Source organism: Bacillus sp. JH7, assembly GCF_001563515.1.
GTDB lineage: Bacteria > Bacillota > Bacilli > Bacillales > Bacillaceae_G > Bacillus_A > Bacillus_A cereus.
Genome location: NZ_LPUS01000001.1, coordinates 2,828,429 through 2,847,965 on the forward strand (window position 1 = coordinate 2,828,429; position 19,537 = coordinate 2,847,965).

Sequence of the window (19,537 nt, forward strand, 5' to 3'; positions counted from 1 at the left end):
TTATGAAGTAGGTTCCGGTTTCTGTTTTACCGCCTTTGCATCCTTTGCTGGTTTAATCCAAATGATTGCTATGGCAGCACCAATGGCAGCGAAAATACTAGTCAAATAAAACACTTCATGGTCCGCCCCTTTCATGAAAAAAGAATATAAAGGTGGTCCAGCTGCTACACCGATAAATCGCATTGAACTGTAAAATGACGTAACTGTTCCCCTTTGCTCCTTTTCAATTCCTTGTGTAATGAGGGCATCTAAACATGGGAGTGCCATACCAATCCCTATCCCCATAATAACGAGACAAAGAAGTAGTAAATAAATCCCTTTTATAAATAAAGGAATGATGACTGATGCAGCTGCCATTAAAAAACCAATATAGATACACTTCTTCATAACATTTTGATTATCTCCAATTTTTTTACCGGCCATATATGAACTAAGTGACAGTACAAGTAACGGGATAGCAAGCACACACCCTTTCCATATACCATGAATGTCATACTTTGATTCCAGTATAGTCGACAAATAAAAGAGAATTCCGAATAAAATAAGCATAATAATTGCACCTAATGCAAAAATGGCAATTAACCATCTTCCTTTTTCTCGAAACGTAGACAGAATAGATTTTATAAACTCTTTAAGTGGTGGTACTTCTCCTTCTTGTTTCTTTGCCTTTACTAGAACAAGTAATAAAACAATTGATACTACGCATAAAATTGGAATCGCCCAAAATGGTAAGAACCATACAACGGCAGCAAGAGCAGACCCTAAAATAGGGCTCAGCACTTTCCCAAATGTATTGGATGTTTCTATGATTCCTAAACCTGTACTAACTTGTTTTTCGTCTTTGTATAAATCACCAACACACGGTATAACAACTGGCATTGCACCAGCAGCACCAATACCTTGAATCGCTCTACCAATCAATATCCAATTGTAGGGATTATCAACTTTCCAAGATACCCAACCAGTTATCGCTCCTCCTATAGCTGCAATCAGCAAACTCGGAACCATTACCATCTTTCGTCCCCATCTATCTGATAAATAACCAGCAATCGGTATAAGTAGAATGGCTACGATAGAGTAAATTGTAATAATCATGGATACTTGAAACGATGAAATATGTAATTTCTTTTCAATAGTCGGCAGAATTGGGATGAGCATTGAATTCCCTAATGTCATAACAAGTGGAACTGATGCAAGCGCAATTAAACAACAGTTTTCTTTTTTTAACATGTTGGCTTCGAAACCTTTCATCATATATTTCTTACCATATAATAGCCCCGCTGGAACGTAACTTTTCATTCCACCAGGGCTATTACATCTTTACTACTTCCCATTCACAACAAAAGAAATTGGGGAAATTATAGTATTATTCCTATTCTTTGAATCCAGTTCACAATATATCCATACCAATTAATTGAAAAAAAAAGAAAGGAAGAATCCTTCCTTTCTCCTATAACCTTCTACAATTAGCGAGTATATCCGCCACCAAGTTGTTGTTCTGCCATCGCTACAAGGCGTTTTGTAATTTCACCGCCTACAGAACCGTTTGCACGTGAAGAAGTATCAGCGCCAAGTTGTACACCAAACTCTTGTGCAATTTCATATTTCATTTGATCTAAAGCTGCTTGTGCTCCATGTGATGCTAATTGATTAGAATTACGATTTCTAGCCATTACCAATCACCTCCTTATTTATATATAAATTGTGTTAAATTCAAATTAAAATACATGGAAATTTTTGGTTATTTTTTACCATAAAAAAAGAGCCTCTAAAACGAGACTCTCACATCATTTCACATTACGAAGTTACTACTTCTAATTTTCTATTTATTAATACTTTCATTTCTTCTTTTAATATCTCTTTTGTATTATGTCCAAACCATTCTAAGGAAGCAAAAAGATCCGTACCTCTCACTTCCTGAATAATCTCATCATAATTTACAATACCTTCAAATAACGGAACCATACCAATACGACTTCCTGCTGCAGCATATACATTATTAGGTTCAAACACATGCAAATAATCCGCTGAAGATATATTCTTAAAATGGTAATGTAGTGTCCACGGCTTTAATCGATGGAAACTGTCTATTGGATCTGCGCCAGACTCCCATATATGAAGAAAATCAAGATTTATTTTTAAATTCGGATGATTTACTTCTTCTAATAGTTCTATAGTAGAAGGCAATGTGTCTGTTAGTGTATTGGGATGTGTTTCTAACAGCACATACATATTGTGCTGAGCAAACACATCACAAATCTTACGTATTCGCTTCACATACTCTTTTCTCTCTTGTTCCGAGAAGTCCTTGCTCCCTTTTTGCCCAGCAAACGTGCGAATTTTATTCGTATTAAACCAATTAGCTAGTACTACAAGTTGTTCACTTTTCTCTATCGTTTTTTCAAAATCTGCTGATAATGATATATCTAAGTAATCACTTATCATCGTAATTTCTAAGTTTTTATCCTTTAGAAAAGTCAATTCTCGTTCTGTCGTTTCGCGTTCTTGTATATACAAATTTTGTGCATGAGTCCCCCACAATTCAATTCCTTCAAAACCGTTTTCATATGCAAATTGAACAATATCAGTAAATGAAATTAATTGATGACGAAATGAAATGGTACATAGCGAATATTTCATAGCATTAAACTCCCCTATCTTAAATTCAGTTAGCTTATTAAAAAGTTGCGACAGACTGATTTGTTTTCATACCTTTCCATGATAGAAACTGTCTCTCTAATTCCTTCTTAATTTGCAGTTCAATTGCATTCATTTCATCCAGTTTTTCAATAATCGATACTAGCATACCTTTATTATTCGTCATTGCCATTTTAATTGCACGATACTGTACATTTGTAAATCCTTGTACAATATCCTCTACCCGATCACACCAATAATCAAATTCTTGCTCCGAATATTGCAACGTTTCACGGAAGTATGCAAAGGCATGCTCATAACTATATTTACGAATTGCAAGTACTGGTATTTGTTTTACTGCTGCTACAAGTCCAGAAAGCGCATATCCTTCTTCCTCATTTGCCATTTTTACAATTAAATTTTTCAGCTCCATAGTCAGTTCATTGTCGTTCTTTTTGAATGTTTCTGTGAAATAACTAGCTACTGTTTCTTGCGTTGGCTCCCCAATTCCTTCTATATCAATGAAATACCCTCCACCAAATGGGTTATCTTGAATAGAGTGAAGTACTTTTTCTCTTTCCATATTTCCTTCCCAACGAAAATCAGGATCTAGCATGAACCACTCTTCTTCTTTCTCTGTTTTTGATATCATTAAATAATGTGGAAACGGTTTTTGATGAAATTTATTTTCCCTCTCTGGTAATAGAGACATATCAACCATTACAATGACATAACGATTTTCCGGCTTGTTTTCTACTAATTCTAAAAACGTTTCTACATTGCTATCTTTATCTTTTGCATGATCATACCATTCGTTTACTTTAATACCGTACAATTTTTCAAACCAAAGTAAATAATGATCATGGTTAATGTTTTCAGAGTGATATGAAATAATTCCGCCTTCTGTTATATCAAAATCTCCATCCCATAGTCCAAAATAAAATGGACGAAAATCAATGTCGCTACGCCTTTTTATAATTTCACAAAAACAACTCACTAAACAGTGCACTTTAATTGAAGTCATACTCTCATCCACTTTCCTAAAGGTTAGTTATTCACATTTATTTCCTGTAACTCCTCCATAAAATCAAGCAAAGATCCTACAGTAAGAAATGCCTTTGGATCTACCTCATCCTCTGGAACGCATAGCTTTACATCCATTTCTATGTATACAATAAGCTGTAACATCATTACCGAATCTATATATAAATCTTGATTTAAGCGCATCGTTTCTTCTAAATGCGTTACATTTTTCAGTTCCATTTTTTCAATCATAATTTTTAACACGGCATTCTTTAACGCTTCCCGTCTCATGTTGTAACCTCTCCCATCTCTAGTAACTTTCTACTTACTTTTCCAGTTTTATTTTTAGGAATTTCATTTACACTTTCAATTTCATGGGGAACTTTATAAGAAGGTAAGTGCTGAATACACCATTCTCTTATTTGTACTGGATCAACATGAGAGATCACTTTCGCTTTAACTATTTCGCCCATGACAGGATGTTTCCCTCGATATACAATTGCCTCTTGAACACCTTCCAATCGAAGCATCGTTTCTTCTACCTCTATAGGAAAGACTTTTAATCCCGAAACATTAATTACATCGTCCATACGCCCCATAAAATGAATGCCACGCTCAGATTTATACCCTAAATCTTTTGTGAAGATTTCCTTATCATTCATTTTCACGACGATTTCTTCCGGTGCATTTTCATCTGAACCTATGCTTATACTCGCATGAGGTAGAGGGTTTCCTAAATCTAAATGGCTCTTCATATCATGACATATACTAATACAACCTGCTTCAGAACAACCATATTGCTGCATCATATATGTTGTCATTTCTTTTAGTTTATAAAATAGTGCTTCTGGCAAAGGCGATCCTGATGTCATAATTTTATGAAACTGGAACGTTCCTAATGGAAAACTCCCCATAATGTGTAACATAAGTGGTACTGCATATATAATATGTTTTTCTGTATTGCGAACTATATTTAATGCGAATTTAGGATTTTTATTCGTAATGATTACAGGCTGGCTCCCCCTCGTAATTGCTGATAAAGTACCACATATTAGTCCGTATGAATGTGAAACAGGAGCCATAACGATTGGCACTTCATCTACTTCACAGTTTAAAGCTTCATTATAAGCGGTAATTTCCGTATCAACTTCCGTCCATGCTCTACGAATTAGTTTCGGTTCCCCTGTAGTTCCAGAACTATATTGCAGTAAAGAAGGCTCTTCTAGTAAAAAGTTCCCTACTTCTAATTTTGTACAATCGCCATATTCTCCATATAAAATTCCTACACAATTTGCACGCTTTGCCATTTCAATAGCTGTTTCTTTTGGTGTATCTTCATGTATAAGTAATACTGATGATTTCTTTTCTTTTAAGAAAAACACAATCGTAATAATATCGAATGGATCTTTCAGACAAAGTGCAAATCTATTTCCTTCTGCTTCTTTAAATTGTTCCATTTCCTCATAAACTTGTAATCTCAATTCAAAATCACTTTTGCTATACTCTTGTTTATTAACGATTAGCATAATTTCCCCCTGTAACAGCTGATTTTTGTTTCATAAGTTGTCTTACTCTATACAATGGATTTGGAACTTCATGAACAAGCGATTCCACATCCATATATAATCGACGTTTCGTTAATTGTTCAGCATAGAATGTAGGTGCATATAATTGAATATTTTCAAATCTACCTTTCAAATGTGGATATATTCTTAAATGATTTTCAATTTCTTCAACAACCATCATCCAAAAATGTTCTTCTTTCAATCCATATTCATCCGCAAGTACGAATGCTAATTCTCCTAAATTAAACAGGAATAGTGCATCTAACACCATCTCTTGCAAACATTCAATGCGATCCATTTCAAAGAAATCATTCATTTTTCCATTCGCATATGTTTTATGCATTTTAGTAAAGTCGGGACATTTGTCAACCGTTTTCAAATATGGACGATAAAACTCAAGCCCTTCATGAAAATCCTTTAACGCAATACGAACAGGCACCCCTTCTTTATGAACTAGAATCATATTTTGTCCATGTGATTCCAGTGCGATGCCATGCTCTACAACAAGATGTATAACTGGTATTATCGCTTTTTGAATAAGTAATTGTAGCCAATCCTTCATTCCATATTTATTCAACCACGCATCAATAATTGGTGTACCATCTTTCTCTTTAGCGTATAAACCATTAAAAGGAATTGCATCTTCTTGTGCATCTAAATACTTATGAATGCTTTCGCGCCAAATACATCCTAATGAACCATATATAGCTTTTTTATTCGTGTCATACGTTACACTGGAAAACTCATTTAACAAGATTAAACGTGCTTCATCCATTAAATAGGCGTCATTACTTACAACATCATTTAACCAATTTGATATTGCTGGTGCACTCACAACAGAGTATGGTTTCAGCGTACGAAGTGTTGAAGTGTTGAGTAAATTCATCGATAATTTAACGTACGGTTTCTTTGGACTCGTAATATTTCTTAATGTTCTCATTGACTGTTGCGCGCAATAATCGTCCTCTGATGTTCCTAAATAAATAATAAATTTCCCCTGTATATGATCCGCATAATTTGAAATGATGAAATTCACCCACTGCCATGGGTGAACAGGTATAAACACGTACTGTTTTGGATTACATCCCTTATTACGAATTCGTTCCATAAATTCTTCTAATTTACGATCGCCAATCTCCTCTTTTAAAAGGTTGTTATACATCACTTCATTCTCATAACCTACAGTCGCATAATTCTTATGCGCTGCAATCCATATGAGTTTTATTGGCTGCATAAATTCATAACCATATTGAAAATTGTCACGATATTGAAATCCAACACGTGCTTTATAACTAGGATGATATGGATGGCCGTCTATTAAATGGCTTTCAAACTCATCGTAAGATTTTTGAGTATATTCTCTCTTATTATTTCTTTCATATTGTGCAATCGTGTCTTTAAATATTGTTTGTTCTAATTCGTGTATAAAAGAATCTAATTTAGCTTGTTCTACACTAGTAACCCGAAAAACTTCTTCTAGAAATTGCGAGACAGATTGTATTTCTTGCTGTTCATCTTGAACTCTTACTATTAATGAGTCTAACGAAATACGTCCAAATGTCATCCGTTCCCTGCCATAGCATTTGTACGTGACACTTTTGCCTTCTTCATCAAGTCCTTGTATTAGAAAAAGAAGTTGTTCTTCTTTTTCTATGCGAACCGGTGTAATAATCCCCTCATAAATTAACGATTCTACTAATTGACGTAGCACTCTTCTTCGTACTGAAATGTAATCTTCTGATTCGAGCGCCTTCAATACTTTCGTATGATACATGTCCACTCTCATAAAACCCTCCACTTTATGACAAAATACCATTATTTGTATTACGTGAAATTTTAACGTTATTTATGAACGAACAGCCACTTCTCTAACGAGTGGATTATGTACTTGCACATAAATAGCTTGCTCCAATGGATTACTTAACTCATCGACATCGAAAAATCTCGTTAGTAAATTTGCTTTACACGCTAACTTATCTTCGTCCAATAATTCTCTTAAAAATGTAGAAGGTTCCCGGTTATATGGAAGAAATGATTCAAGTACAGACCTTAATTCCGAGAGAAGAATTTCCTCCTTAATTAATCCTGCTGTGCCAAAACCATTAATGAGGCCAAACATATGATTGAAAATTAAGTAGTAACGAAATCTCTCATCCACAATATAGTCGTCATATAAATTTCCAGTACGTTCTCCAATACCAGCTAATTCATTATTAAGCATCTCTTTCATTGAATTACAGAAATAAAATCCTTGATTATCACGGAAATAATATTTGACCGGATAACCATCTTTTAGCTGAACAACGCTATTTTGCTGATGAGCTTCTAATGCAACACCATACTGTAAATACATCCATACCATTGGCTTTAAAGAAATATTCATATATCGTCTAAACCACTCTAAGCTTACTTCTTCACAGCTTTTACTTTCTAAATCTGCTAGGCGATGAATAATATTCGATAACCGCGTACGCTCCCCAGGTATAGCGTCTTGAACTAGCCCAGCAATTAATGTTGCGTCGTTTGCATGTTCGCTATAAAAAAGATTCTCACGAATAATCACTTCAAATCCAGATTCTTGTGTTCCATAATTTAATGTAATAAAGGCTGGATCACAAATAAAATCAAATCCTGGAAATCTTTCTCGTACTTCACCAATAGCCGTATTTAACATTTCCTTCCCTTCAAGACCACTCTCAAGTTCTTTCAGTTTATTAATACGCATTGAATTCGTTACTTTCACCGGAAATGAAAACTTAAGCATATACTTCGAATTGGGATGATATAGCGTCCTTAGTGATGATGTTGCCATATAATACTTACCTACAGGACCAATATACTCAAGCAATTCTTGAATTATCCAATCTTGTACGTAAGCTTGATGCAAGAGCCATTCTGCCTGAAGCGGATGAATTGGAATTAATGCATATTGATCTTCCTTACAGTACTTCGCTATAAATTCCTTACTAACCATCTCATCATTACTTAATTCTTCTTTTATAATCGTTGTTGTAGAATCTGATAATAATGATTTTTCATTTACTATACTTTTATGTGCCCGAAAATAATGAAGCTGACATTCCCCTTTTAATTCTGGAGAATACATTGCACTTTTCCAATCCAATATCCCCTGTCTACTCTTTGGTGTAGGATGAGTTAAATGCCCAAATAATAAAGACTGCTCCGCTTCTATAAAAGTTGTATGGAAACCGTATAATGCGGATGTATCTTCTATTCTCTCTTTTGTAAATTCCTCAATATTTTGACAACTACGGATAACTCGAAGCATAAGTTCCGCAGGATTCGTTCCTTCTCCGTAGTTGATCGACATCTCTTTTATTAAAAACGTAATAACTGTAACGTAATCTGCTGTAATAACAGAATTACTATCTCCAATTTGATAATAAAATTGTTCTCCAAACAAATGGCGATCTGTTGGTGATTTATATATAACTTCTCCATACAAAGTAACGTTCTGTGCCGATAGCCGACAACATAAATATGTGGGGACTGTATCTCTATTCAACGTATTACTGAAGATACTTTTCATTCTTTCATCCTCTGTAATCCATTCTCCACTCCCTGTTTCTCTTAAATAACAGTTTAAAAAGCTTTGTAATGTTGCATGTTCTGCGATTTGTTTCGCAAGCTGCATGTTGGTCCTCCTCTTTATATTAAAGCTATCGAAATTTTATATAATAAACGATAATTGAATGTCGTTATCAATTATGATTCTAATTGATAATGATATTCAATTCAAGAGTATATTTCAGAATTTTTTTATCTGATTTAATTTTTCTTGTTTTCTCTCTTTTCTTTAATCTAGTTAAAAATACACAAAAAAAATACTCAGTTTCAAACTACATACTTATTATTTTTCATTAGTAATCTATCCAAAATGGTTAAACAAAAGAGGTATACCTTAATTGGTATACCTCTTTCAAACATAAAGTTTACATAATAATATTATTTAAGCAAATCTATATAACTTTTTGTATAACAAATTCAAATCTCTCCAACAATACGCTGTTTCTTCTACCCTTACTCTCTCTAAAAATTTCGTATCAATTTTTTCAGGGTTAAATTTTTCATAAAACTTTTTAGAAGGATTATTCGTAACAACCCAAACTAAAAGTGATTGCATATCATTGTTTATACAATCCGATAATAAAGCTTGAAATAACTTTTGTCCTATTTTCATTCCTTGATACTGTTGTAAAAGGTAGATTGCATATAATTCTCCATCACAATTATATGTACCAGTTCTTTCTACTCCCCCATCGATGAATCCAACTATTTCTCCATTTAAATTCTCTGCTACAAATCTAAATTGATGATTACCTTCTTTTTGAAAAATATCTTCCCATTGTTTTTCTCGTTTCTCATATGCTATATTATCTAGAATTTCTTCAGCAAATATCCCTTTATACGCTGTCTTCCAACTATCAACATGCACCTTTGCTATACCTTGTATATCATCCTTTATTGCTCTTCTAATATGTATTCCCATCATTTCTCCCCCCCTTATTACTCATCATTATATCAATTTCATTCCTTAAAAATCCAAATAAAAAAGAGTGAATTCACTTCACTCTTTTTTATCACAATTATCTACTTTCCACTTCAACTGAAACTACTCGATCAATCTCTTTCAGGGAACTATATAACTCTGTTGTATATAAATCTTCTGGAGCTAAAATAACCATCTCCAGTTGCTGAAATGCTCCACTATCTATATCTTTAATTTTCACGCGTTTCACATGCATGCCTAAATTTTTAATTTGCTTAAATATACCATCTAACTCATGATGCTCTTTAACAGTAATTTTTATAGATAAATCCTTTTGTCTTAATGAATACGGTCCTGCAATTTTCACAAGTTGCGGAAGTACATTAATCGCTAAAATAATTAAAACCATAGCAACTGTCGCTTGTAAATAAAATCCTGCACCAATTGCGATTCCTAAAGCTGAAGCAGCCCACACCATAGAAGCTGTTGTTAATCCAGAAATAACGTCATTACTTCTTCGTAAAATGACACCTGCGCCAAGAAAACCAATTCCACTAACAATTTGAGCGGCCAGTCGCATCGGATCCATATTTGTATGTCCTGGAACAGAATATACATGCACAGATTCAATTGAAACCATCGTAATTAAACAACTTGCTACAGAAATAACCATACTTGTTTTCACACCAAGTGGTTTATTCTTTAGCTGCCTATCTATCCCGATGAATAATCCTAAAAAGAGTGCTAAACCTAATTTGAGTAAAAATTCATATGACATATTCCCATTCTCCTTACTTTACAATGTTTCCCTTAGAATAACTCACTATAACTCTTTTATGATATCAATTCCAGTCTTTTCTATTCATTTAACGTAAAAAACCGAAAAAACATTTATAACGATGTTTCTCCGGCTTTTTATTACACTTTAGATTCTTCTTTATTTCTGATCTTTAATCTTAATTTCTGCATCTTTGTAGAATGCTAATTTACTGTCATTATACTCTTTTGTAAATTTGTTAAACTGCTCTTTCGACTTTTGTGCTTCCACATTTAATTCATTAACAGTTTTAACTTTTTCACCGATTTCTTTTAATTTCGTTTCTTTTACTTTTAATTTTTCATACAGTTCTTTTTCAGTCGCTAACACTTTCGTGTAATTTTCATTCATCTTTTGGAATGCATCATAACGATTCTTATACGACTCTTCTACTGCTTTTGCTTGTTTTTGTAACTTTTTATCTTCAAGCTTCTCTATATTTCCTTGTACAGATTTTGTTTCTTTCTGAGCTTTTTCTAGCATTTCTTTTTCATTTTTCAATACTTTTTCACGATCATCTACATTTGCAGTAGCTTGCTCTAGTTTCTTCACAACTGCTTCATTATGATCTTTGCCTTCTTGCAAAATTTGAGAATATAATTCTTGGCCTTGTTTCTCTAACTGCTCTAATTTTTTTGCTTCATCCACTAAAGATTTTTCTTGTGTTGCTGCTGTTTCAAAAGCTGTATATAAATTTTCTTCTGGCTTTTCACCGAAACAACCTGTTAACAACCCTACTGATAATGCTCCAACTACTGCTACTTTTCCATACTTCAACGTTCATTCCTCCATTACATACGGTTATCATGCCAGAAGTTCACTGGGAAGTGACTTTCTTCATGATAAGCTTCAAACTCATAACCTTTTTCTTTTAGCCCCTTTAAAATTGCTGGCACAGCAGCAACTGATTGCGGGTGAATATCATGCATTAAAATTACTTCTTGTGGTTTTGTTGCGTTTGTTAATACATTTTGAGCAATTTGTGCTGCAGCTGCATCAACTGGCATTTTATTGTATCTCCAATCTAATGAATCAATTGTCCAATCCCATACTTTAAATCCGCCTTCTACCACTTTATTTCGAAGACCTTCATTTAATCCAGGCATCGAACCATATGGAGGACGTGTTAATTTAGGTGATTTCCCAATAATATTAGCGATTAAACCTTGATCTTCTTTCATCTCATTTACATACTCGCCATTTTTATATAACTTTGCGAAATTATGTGTCATACTATGCATGCCTACATAATGACCCTCAGCATTTTCACGTTTCACTAAATCAGGAAATTCTTTTACATTCGCTCCAATTAAAAAGAACGTCGCCTTCGCATCATGTTGTTTTAGCGTATTTAATAATTCAGCCGTATATTTCCCTGGCCCATCGTCAAATGTAAGATAAGCAACTTTTCTTTCTTTTCCATTAAAACGACTTGGTGCCGTTTTATTCATTTCAACTTTCGGCTGTTCACTTGCAAGCTGCACTACATTTTCTTGTTTCGCAACAGCTTTTGCTGGTGAAGTAATTGATTGGAACATGTAATACCCAATAGCTACTGCGGCAATCGCTATTAAAACGACTACTATTTGTTTAATTTTTAAAGCTTTTTCCATTCTATCGAATTCCTCTCCCTATTAATCTTATATATAAATCGCCCAATATAATTATACATCTATTTATTTTTATTTCACCATATAAATAGATTTTATTTGTATTATAATGGGAGTTTTATCAAAATTGTTGTTCCTATTCCTTCTTTGCTTGTAACACTAAACACACCACCATGAAGCTCTACCATTTTTTTAACGATAGCTAAACCAATACCTGCACCTGCAGCATGATTATTAATTTGGTAAAATGATTGCTCAATATATGGTAAATGTTCTTTAGCAATTCCAATCCCTTCGTCTCTTACCTTAATCACTGCTTGTCCTTCTATTTTAGTCGCTTCAATGTGTATTGTACTTTTTTTATGTGAATACTTAATTGCATTTTGAACAATATTCAAGAAAACTTGCTTTAACCTATTTCGATCTCCCATCAATTCAATTCGGTCTATGGTAGTAATAAATTGAATTTCCTTCTCTTCCGATTTAGGAGTTAATTGCCAAATCGTCTCCTCTAGTATATCGTACAACTGCACCTTTTGTTTATATAAATTAAAATGATTTGATTGTAATCTTGAAAAATCTAGCAATTCTTCTACTAAATGAATCAATCTATCTGTCTCACCTGAAATAATGCCCATACCTTGCTTTATTTCTTCTTCTGTTAAATAATCTACTGTTTTTAACGTCTCACTCCAACCTTTAATTCCTGTTAAAGGCGTTCGTATTTCGTGCGAAATAGAAGCAATGAATTCATTTTTCATCTGCTCAGCCTTATCTATTTTATAGGCCATATAATTTAAACTATGTGCCAATTCACCTAATTCTCCAGGATAATCTTCTTTAATTTTTTGCTTTAATGTGCCTTCTGCAATTTGTGAAGAGGCTTGAATAATGGATTCAATTGGCTCAACAAATGAATTTGCCAAACGTCTACTAATTAAGAAGGCGACTCCCGAAATAACAATACCTACAGAAATAGTAAACGTAATAATTTCAATAATCTTTTTATTTACATTTGTTAAAACAGTCGTATATTTTAAAACACCAATAGTTTGTCCTTGATGTATAAGTGGGCTTAGCACCTCTAGTTGTTTTTTATTACCTTTCGTAGTAACTTGATTATACATTTCACCTTCTAATAATGATTGTGGAATATTCACTTTACCTTCTACCTTTTCACCACTTGAAGATTGTATAACCGAGCCGTGACGATCAATTAACTGTAATTCTGTTCCTTCTAATTGAAAGCTACTAATTATGTCACCACTATATTCTTGTAATCGAATAAAGTATAGTGAATTGTATTCTGAAAAAAAACGTGTACTCGTTTTCGCATGAGACTCTATATATTGCACAATACCATTATAATAGTATCGATAAATTGAGACTGAAAATACAACTTCAAATAATACAAGCATAAGTGTAATGACCGTCATAAAATATAAAGTCACTTTCCGTTTCATCTCATACTTTCCTTCCACACATATCCTTTTCCCCACACCGTAAGAATAAATTCAGGTTCTGATGGATTACATTCTATCTTTTGACGTAACCGTCTCATATTTACATCTACTACTTTCGTCTCGCCTACGTAATTGGTTCCCCAAATCATATTTAAAATTTCATCACGCGAAACTGGCTTTGAAGCCTGATTCATTAAATACTGTAATATCATATACTCTGTAGGTGTTAAATCGACTAATTGTCCATCTTTATACAATCTTTCTTCTATAATATTTAACGAAAATGGACCTGACGTAACAATATTCGTTTTTTCTTCATGTACTTCTATTCTTCTTAATAAAGACTGTATACGTGCAGTTAATACTACTGGACTAAACGGTTTTGCAATATAATCATCTGCCCCTATTCCTAGTCCTTGCACCTTATCTTCATCTTGTACACGTGCGGTTAACATAATAATACCTATTTTTTCATTTTCTTTCCTGATAGCCTTACAAACTTCTAAACCATCAATTCCCGGTAACATAACATCCAGCAGTGCTATATCAACAGTTTGTTCACTCAAAATCTGTAACGCTTCTTCTCCAGTAGTAGCTTCTATTACATAAAATCCAGCACGTTTTAAATTTAAAACAATAAAGCTACGGATCGTTAATTCATCTTCTAAAACTAAAATTTTTGACATAATTCCCACCTCCTACTCTTGTTGATAATCCGCTAGCGGTTTTATATATGCTTTCACTTTTTCAAATTCCGATTGCTTCGGTACTGCATATACGTGAGAAGCCGTTTTAATTGCTGCGCTGTAGCCTTTTATATTGAACCATTCTTTCCGCTTAAAAATATGAACTTCAAGCCATATTTTATTTGTTCTTGTATCCAAAAACTTTTGAGAATTTGATTCTTTTTGCTGATCTGGTATTGTAATTTTCCCTATTAACTCTTTAGGAATTTTCACATAATACCCTTTTTCTATATCTATATATCGTTCTTCAATTGGTTTAATTCCAGATTCACTCCACTGTATGTAACGTTCAAAAAGCGGACTATCGCCATGTGATTTATCCTCCCAACCTTTTGGACGTACAGTACGAACAAATTCAATAATGCCGTCTTCATTAACATCTTTACTTTCTACAACATATTCATTAAATAAATCTTCTTTCCCATCTATAGGTAATACTTCATAATGATCCTGATCAAATTTTGCTACATAAGTTATACCTGAATGAGCGCCAACTCCTGCATCAATTACTACCGCCTTTAGTGATTTAGATATACGACCCATTTGTATTCTTTGAATACTATTTATAAATGGATCGTATGACACTTCAGATAAAGTCTTAAATTGTTCCATGAACTCAACTGTCAGCTTCTCATCTTTTTCAAATGTAACAAGGCTTATATCTTTCAGTCCATTTTCATTTAGATCCTCTATGAATAACTTCGTATAACTTCGATTATATATTTCCTTCATCTCTTCATTTTCTTCCGAAAAAACATACATAACATGTTCTAACGATTCACGATTTACAGAGATTCCGATTAACAACTCTCTCTTCCCGTTCCCTGTAAAATCACCGACTTCAACGATATCTACATCTCCTCCATCAAATTTATGTGTGGACTTTATTCTCCAGCCATTTCCGATTTCTTCATATACGGCTAAATATACGCTATGATCTTCATTCGGCAATTTATAAAATAAGATGGCTTCCTTCTTATTATCTTGTTTAAAATTCATTGACCAAATCATCTGTTTATCTTTGTTAGACATTGGAGTAAGTAAGCGATAATTAACAGGTAAATCTTTATCAATTTCTTCCTTTAATTCATTAATCCATTTTTCATTTGTAGGAGCTTCCATTAGACTTGTTGGAGCTTCAGACATTTTACATCCAGTCAATATAAAGATAATTCCCATCATGCTTAACCATTTCTGCATATGATATCTTTCCTTACCACAAATTTTGAATATGTCCTTTTACTTTTTTACCTATCCATTATACTCATACATATGAGTATAATTTTTCTAAACTAAAAAATCGTTACAGAAAAGTTACAAATACATTCCAAAAAAAAAGATTGGCAAAAGCCAATCTTTTTTTATTATTCGTTTCGGACTGATTTTGGCGTTACACCTAAATGATCATTTAATTTTTTGGAAATATCTTTTACATTTTTTTCATTTGGAATGTAATAATAAATACCACCGATACGTTTATCTGTACCTTCTATTTGCATTTTTTCCATTTCCAAATTAGATCCTGCCATATTTTTTGTAATAGCAAGCATATCGTCAAATGTTAAGTTCGTTTTCATGTTTTTATCAACCGCATCTAGTAAAGAGCCCATTTTGCTAATTGATTGAACAGACATCGCTTTTTTAGCAATTGCTTCTATTACAAGTTGCTGTCTCTGTCCACGCATTGCGTCACTATCAATTTTACGCGTTCTTGCAAGTGCAAGAGCTTGTTCTCCATTTAAATGTTGGTAACCTTTTTCTAAATGGATCATACCAGCTTGGTCTTTACTATCTTGTTCAGTGAAAGTAACTGGTACATCAATATCAATACCACCAATTGAATCGACAATTTGTACGAATGATTCAAAGTTAAACTTCACATAATAATCAACAGGTACATTCAAAAATCTTTCCACCGTATCGCGTGTGCTTTCTACGCCACCAAATACGTGAGCATGAGTAATTTTATCTAATTTTTTTCTAGTTGGAATGTAAACACGTGAATCACGTGGAATACTTACTAGCTTAACAGACTTATCATCTTTATTAATTGTTGCTAATAAAAGTGCATCTGTTCGAACTGCTTCGCCATATTGGCTTTTTCTCATTTCACTTCCATCTACACCCATGATTAATATTGAAATATTATCCTTTAAAGGTTCGACTTCTTTATCACGCTTTGATGACTTATCAATTTTTGCATACGCATCATTTACAACAGCTTTTGCTTTATTATATATAAACGAACCATATCCTACTCCTCCAAAAATAAGTAGGAAAAATGGAATTAATATGAACCATTTTATTGACTTTCTTTTAGAACGCTTTTTATTACTTCTCGTATTTTGTTCTAATTCAGAGCTCATACCCATTCGCCTCTCTTTCTCTTTACCAAGTATAATGTAAGTCTATTTATCTTCATATTGAATTTCCTTTCACTAACCTTACAATTTTGTAAGGTTACTACTTAAACCCAATACGTATTCCATTTCACATTATACTCTCGTACTTATTTTTGGCAAGTCACTATTTACCAATTTCAAAAATTTAGCACTTCGCAACATATGAATTTACAAATTTATTAACTCTTTCATTTTAAATTAGGATGTCTTTTTCTTAACAAACGATATGAATAAAGAATCCAGCTAATTATAAAATCTCTATGAATACAGTATATTTGACGTTATTATTTCTCAAACGGCGTATACACGCTTTTCTTCCCCTGATTATCAATGTAAGCCGACTTTGCTTTTATTTTTGTTTTTTCTACTTCCATGTCTTCATTTGAGAAGTTCACAATGATTTTAATATCTTTTCCATAAGAAACAGATTGTACTAGCTTATCTTCTGACAAATACGCAAAATTCGTCATCTCTTCTTTTACTGCTTTTTCATGAACTTCATTCCAAACTTTTAGATGCTCTGTAATTTCTTTTTTATGCTTATTCCACTCTACTTCATCTAAATGGTACAACGGAGGAACATTATACAATAATTCAGACAGCATTCGATTTCCAACTTCATCTTTTGCCTTTAAACTTCCCCATTCCCAATGATGTGTTGTAATAACGGAATCATTGTATACTAATTTATATAATGGTACCGAATATACTGGGTTTAAATATACTTGTTTATATTCTTCTTTCAATGGTACTTGTTTTGCATATTTTTCAGGCACATTTTGATTTGGTGACCAATATCCACCGACATAATACGGACTTGTTTTATTTTTCCGCATATCTTCATCGTCCCATTTAATAACAGGTGTTTCAATTCCATGTGCAAATGCAATCGTACTACTAGCAAAATCATTTCCGCCTTCAGAACCAACGACCATACCCTTTTCTTGCGCAATGTAGTCCATTCGTTTTAAACGTGCTTTTAAATCTTGCTCTTGCGTCGTTATATGTTTCGCTGAATAGTCATCGTAAATTTCACCTGTCGCATCACAATCAATAAACCATGAATTATATTTAGGACCATTTTGTAATATATCATTCATGCGTTCCTTTACACTAGGCAGCGATAAAGTCGGGTTTAACTTGCGACCTCTTCCTAAAAAGCCTTGCACCTTTTCTCCGTTTTTCTTCGTTACAGTAGCCTCTTCGTATAATGACGGGTCATTAAAGGATGCTGTGTTCCAATTTTTATCACTTTTTTCGTGAATGGAATGATACGAATCATACGGACCAACTAAATACCCCATTTCCTTAGCTTTTGTTACGAAATTAGGTTGCATAAATCCTTGTTCCCAGTTCGGCAGACCAATCCACGCTTTTTCTATTCCTGCCTCTTTCATTTCCTTTAATATATCCGTTCCATCTGCATTACCCCATTTACTTACCTCTTCAACCGCATCACCAAGTAGCGACTTTAATAAATGCTTATTTAAGCTATACAATTCTGTATTCGTTAAGTGACCTACACCTTTCTTTAATAGCACACTAGCTTCCTGATTAACGTTTTGAAAAATATCCTCTTTATAAAATTCCTTCATCGATAATACTTCGTTTATATAACGTAAAATAACATTTTTTTGATACTTATCAATGAAATCTTGTTTACTTACTTGATCCAATACATTCAGTTCCCCAGGCTCGGAACTATTCTTTTGAATAAGTTCTTTTATATGACTAAACAGCGGGCTATTTATTTGCTCCCTTAGTTTTGGCCAATTTATATTATTTTCTAATAAACCATTTTGATTCCAAAAATAAAAATGCGCCGCTCCATATAACTTTTCGATTTCTTTATTTTTTCTAGCCTTTTCTTGTAATGTTTTAAATTCACCTTTTCGAACAATATCATCCTTATACAGTTTAGCAATGCTTACCGCATCATTATTTGTCACATATAATTGAAATCCATATGTTTTATTTTTATTTATGCTCGGAAATTCATGTGTAAAATCAAATCCTATTTTCGGATCCGAATGAAATTTCAATTCATTATTAAACATATTTGTTGCAATATATACAATTGAATATTTCGAACCATTTAATGCGAAAAACTTCATAGAAAATGATTCAGCAAATGAATATGCATCATCCTTTAAAAACTTTTTCCAATTCTCATCATTGCTCGGAATTTGCTTACCCTCCCATAACGGAAGTGTATAATTTTCAGCTTCTACTTTCGGCCATGTAAAGCTTTCTGCACCAGTCGATTCCACTTCAATGTTTAAGTGGTCTTTTTTCTTTTCTAATTTTATTTTTACTTTTTGATCTGGATATTCCCACGATGTACGATCCTTTTCTTTTTTTACATTCGATACCTTCATTTTCGGTAGGGGTTGTGATGCCTGTTCCTTTGCCCCCTCATGTTCTACAGTTAATGTGAATGTTTCTGGATTTACATCATAAGTAAAATCTTTATACGTCGCTTTCTTTATTTTAGACTCTTGTACAGCATTACTACCTTTTACGTCACAACCGACTAAAGTCGAAAACGACATAGTTGTAAGAAGACATATCGCTATCGTTTTTTTCATCCTCTGCACCTCCACCAATGAATATACAGATGCTTTGTTACAGGAATGTGGCAAAAAAGAATAGAGCTAGCATTTTGCTAGCTCTGTTTGGAGTATTAAAAGTTGATATGAACAACTATAATTCGCTTAGAAGATATGTAATACAGTAACTACATTTTTTCTCAACAATTATGAAA

At 33.3% G+C, this 19,537-nt stretch carries 17 protein-coding genes; all 17 read right to left on the bottom strand.

Annotated elements, in window-relative coordinates:
• The 17 genes from AU379_RS14180 to AU379_RS14260 all read right to left on the bottom strand — a co-directional run bounded on the left by AU379_RS14180 (position 1) and on the right by AU379_RS14260 (position 19,361).
• Positions 1-1,230, bottom strand: coding sequence for an MFS transporter (locus tag AU379_RS14180; RefSeq protein WP_033693874.1), 1,230 nt, complete (start codon positions 1,228-1,230; stop codon positions 1-3).
• Between the two features lie 236 nt (positions 1,231-1,466).
• On the bottom strand, positions 1,467-1,673 hold the full coding sequence (locus AU379_RS14185; protein WP_000113545.1) for an alpha/beta-type small acid-soluble spore protein: 207 nt from the start codon (positions 1,671-1,673) through the stop codon (positions 1,467-1,469).
• 124 nt (positions 1,674-1,797) lie between these two features.
• Complete coding sequence (locus tag AU379_RS14190; RefSeq protein WP_061139428.1) at positions 1,798-2,640, bottom strand: sugar phosphate isomerase/epimerase family protein; 843 nt, start codon at positions 2,638-2,640, stop codon at positions 1,798-1,800.
• A 37-nt stretch (positions 2,641-2,677) separates the two neighbouring features.
• Entirely contained in the window at positions 2,678-3,661 is a 984-nt protein-coding gene (locus tag AU379_RS14195) for a DUF6005 family protein (RefSeq protein ID WP_000200704.1), read from the bottom strand.
• 23 nt (positions 3,662-3,684) lie between these two features.
• Complete coding sequence (gene asbD, locus AU379_RS14200) at positions 3,685-3,951, bottom strand: petrobactin biosynthesis protein AsbD (RefSeq protein WP_001250561.1); 267 nt, start codon at positions 3,949-3,951, stop codon at positions 3,685-3,687.
• Entirely contained in the window at positions 3,948-5,186 is a 1,239-nt protein-coding gene (locus AU379_RS14205) for an AMP-binding protein (RefSeq protein ID WP_000909569.1), read from the bottom strand. Before AU379_RS14205 ends, asbD begins: the two co-directional genes overlap by 4 nt.
• Positions 5,173-7,011, bottom strand: coding sequence for an IucA/IucC family protein (locus AU379_RS14210; RefSeq protein WP_001261835.1), 1,839 nt, complete (start codon positions 7,009-7,011; stop codon positions 5,173-5,175). The genes AU379_RS14205 and AU379_RS14210 overlap by 14 nt, the downstream gene beginning before the upstream one ends.
• Before the next feature lie 60 nt (positions 7,012-7,071).
• Entirely contained in the window at positions 7,072-8,880 is a 1,809-nt protein-coding gene (locus AU379_RS14215) for an IucA/IucC family protein (protein WP_061139429.1), read from the bottom strand.
• 315 nt (positions 8,881-9,195) lie between these two features.
• Complete coding sequence (locus AU379_RS14220; RefSeq protein ID WP_043328419.1) at positions 9,196-9,738, bottom strand: GNAT family N-acetyltransferase; 543 nt, start codon at positions 9,736-9,738, stop codon at positions 9,196-9,198.
• A gap of 94 nt (positions 9,739-9,832) precedes the next feature.
• Positions 9,833-10,513 (bottom strand): MgtC/SapB family protein, encoded by a 681-nt coding sequence (locus AU379_RS14225; RefSeq protein WP_000119510.1) that lies wholly within the window; start codon positions 10,511-10,513, stop codon positions 9,833-9,835.
• 159 nt (positions 10,514-10,672) lie between these two features.
• Entirely contained in the window at positions 10,673-11,329 is a 657-nt protein-coding gene (locus AU379_RS14230; protein ID WP_000873574.1) for a YkyA family protein, read from the bottom strand.
• Between the two features lie 14 nt (positions 11,330-11,343).
• Entirely contained in the window at positions 11,344-12,165 is an 822-nt protein-coding gene (locus AU379_RS14235; RefSeq protein WP_000409484.1) for a peptidoglycan-N-acetylglucosamine deacetylase, read from the bottom strand.
• A gap of 101 nt (positions 12,166-12,266) precedes the next feature.
• Positions 12,267-13,625 carry a HAMP domain-containing sensor histidine kinase gene (locus AU379_RS14240; RefSeq protein WP_044585073.1) on the bottom strand — a complete coding sequence of 453 codons (1,359 nt, stop codon included), beginning with the start codon at positions 13,623-13,625 and terminating at the stop codon, positions 12,267-12,269.
• Positions 13,622-14,311 carry a response regulator transcription factor gene (locus AU379_RS14245; protein ID WP_044584365.1) on the bottom strand — a complete coding sequence of 230 codons (690 nt, stop codon included), beginning with the start codon at positions 14,309-14,311 and terminating at the stop codon, positions 13,622-13,624. The genes AU379_RS14240 and AU379_RS14245 overlap by 4 nt, the downstream gene beginning before the upstream one ends.
• Positions 14,312-14,323: 12 nt before the next feature.
• Positions 14,324-15,571 carry a hypothetical protein gene (locus AU379_RS14250; protein ID WP_044584364.1) on the bottom strand — a complete coding sequence of 416 codons (1,248 nt, stop codon included), beginning with the start codon at positions 15,569-15,571 and terminating at the stop codon, positions 14,324-14,326.
• Positions 15,572-15,735: 164 nt separating this feature from the next.
• Entirely contained in the window at positions 15,736-16,737 is a 1,002-nt protein-coding gene (locus AU379_RS14255; RefSeq protein WP_001987131.1) for an LCP family protein, read from the bottom strand.
• 320 nt (positions 16,738-17,057) lie between these two features.
• The gene (locus AU379_RS14260; RefSeq protein ID WP_000750825.1) at positions 17,058-19,361 is read right to left on the bottom strand and encodes a glycoside hydrolase; all 2,304 of its coding nucleotides are present in this window, start codon (positions 19,359-19,361) and stop codon (positions 17,058-17,060) included.
• Between the last annotated feature and the right edge of the window lie 176 nt (positions 19,362-19,537).

Excerpts from the sequence above, each read along its gene's own strand:
- AU379_RS14205 (WP_000909569.1), bottom strand. The coding sequence starts at position 5,186 with ATGCTAATCGTTAATAAACAAGAGTATAGCAAAAGTGATTTTGAATTG.
- AU379_RS14180 (WP_033693874.1), bottom strand. The coding sequence starts at position 1,230 with ATGTTAAAAAAAGAAAACTGTTGTTTAATTGCGCTTGCATCAGTTCCA.
- AU379_RS14190 (WP_061139428.1), bottom strand. The coding sequence starts at position 2,640 with ATGAAATATTCGCTATGTACCATTTCATTTCGTCATCAATTAATTTCA.
- AU379_RS14260 (WP_000750825.1), bottom strand. The coding sequence starts at position 19,361 with ATGAAAAAAACGATAGCGATATGTCTTCTTACAACTATGTCGTTTTCG.
- AU379_RS14240 (WP_044585073.1), bottom strand. The coding sequence starts at position 13,625 with ATGAAACGGAAAGTGACTTTATATTTTATGACGGTCATTACACTTATG.
- AU379_RS14220 (WP_043328419.1), bottom strand. The coding sequence starts at position 9,738 with ATGATGGGAATACATATTAGAAGAGCAATAAAGGATGATATACAAGGT.
- AU379_RS14245 (WP_044584365.1), bottom strand. The coding sequence starts at position 14,311 with ATGTCAAAAATTTTAGTTTTAGAAGATGAATTAACGATCCGTAGCTTT.
- AU379_RS14185 (WP_000113545.1), bottom strand. The coding sequence starts at position 1,673 with ATGGCTAGAAATCGTAATTCTAATCAATTAGCATCACATGGAGCACAA.
- AU379_RS14215 (WP_061139429.1), bottom strand. The coding sequence starts at position 8,880 with ATGCAGCTTGCGAAACAAATCGCAGAACATGCAACATTACAAAGCTTT.
- AU379_RS14225 (WP_000119510.1), bottom strand. The coding sequence starts at position 10,513 with ATGTCATATGAATTTTTACTCAAATTAGGTTTAGCACTCTTTTTAGGA.
- AU379_RS14250 (WP_044584364.1), bottom strand. The coding sequence starts at position 15,571 with ATGCAGAAATGGTTAAGCATGATGGGAATTATCTTTATATTGACTGGA.
- AU379_RS14255 (WP_001987131.1), bottom strand. The coding sequence starts at position 16,737 with ATGAGCTCTGAATTAGAACAAAATACGAGAAGTAATAAAAAGCGTTCT.
- AU379_RS14235 (WP_000409484.1), bottom strand. The coding sequence starts at position 12,165 with ATGGAAAAAGCTTTAAAAATTAAACAAATAGTAGTCGTTTTAATAGCG.
- AU379_RS14210 (WP_001261835.1), bottom strand. The coding sequence starts at position 7,011 with ATGAGAGTGGACATGTATCATACGAAAGTATTGAAGGCGCTCGAATCA.
- AU379_RS14195 (WP_000200704.1), bottom strand. The coding sequence starts at position 3,661 with ATGACTTCAATTAAAGTGCACTGTTTAGTGAGTTGTTTTTGTGAAATT.
- asbD (WP_001250561.1), bottom strand. The coding sequence starts at position 3,951 with ATGAGACGGGAAGCGTTAAAGAATGCCGTGTTAAAAATTATGATTGAA.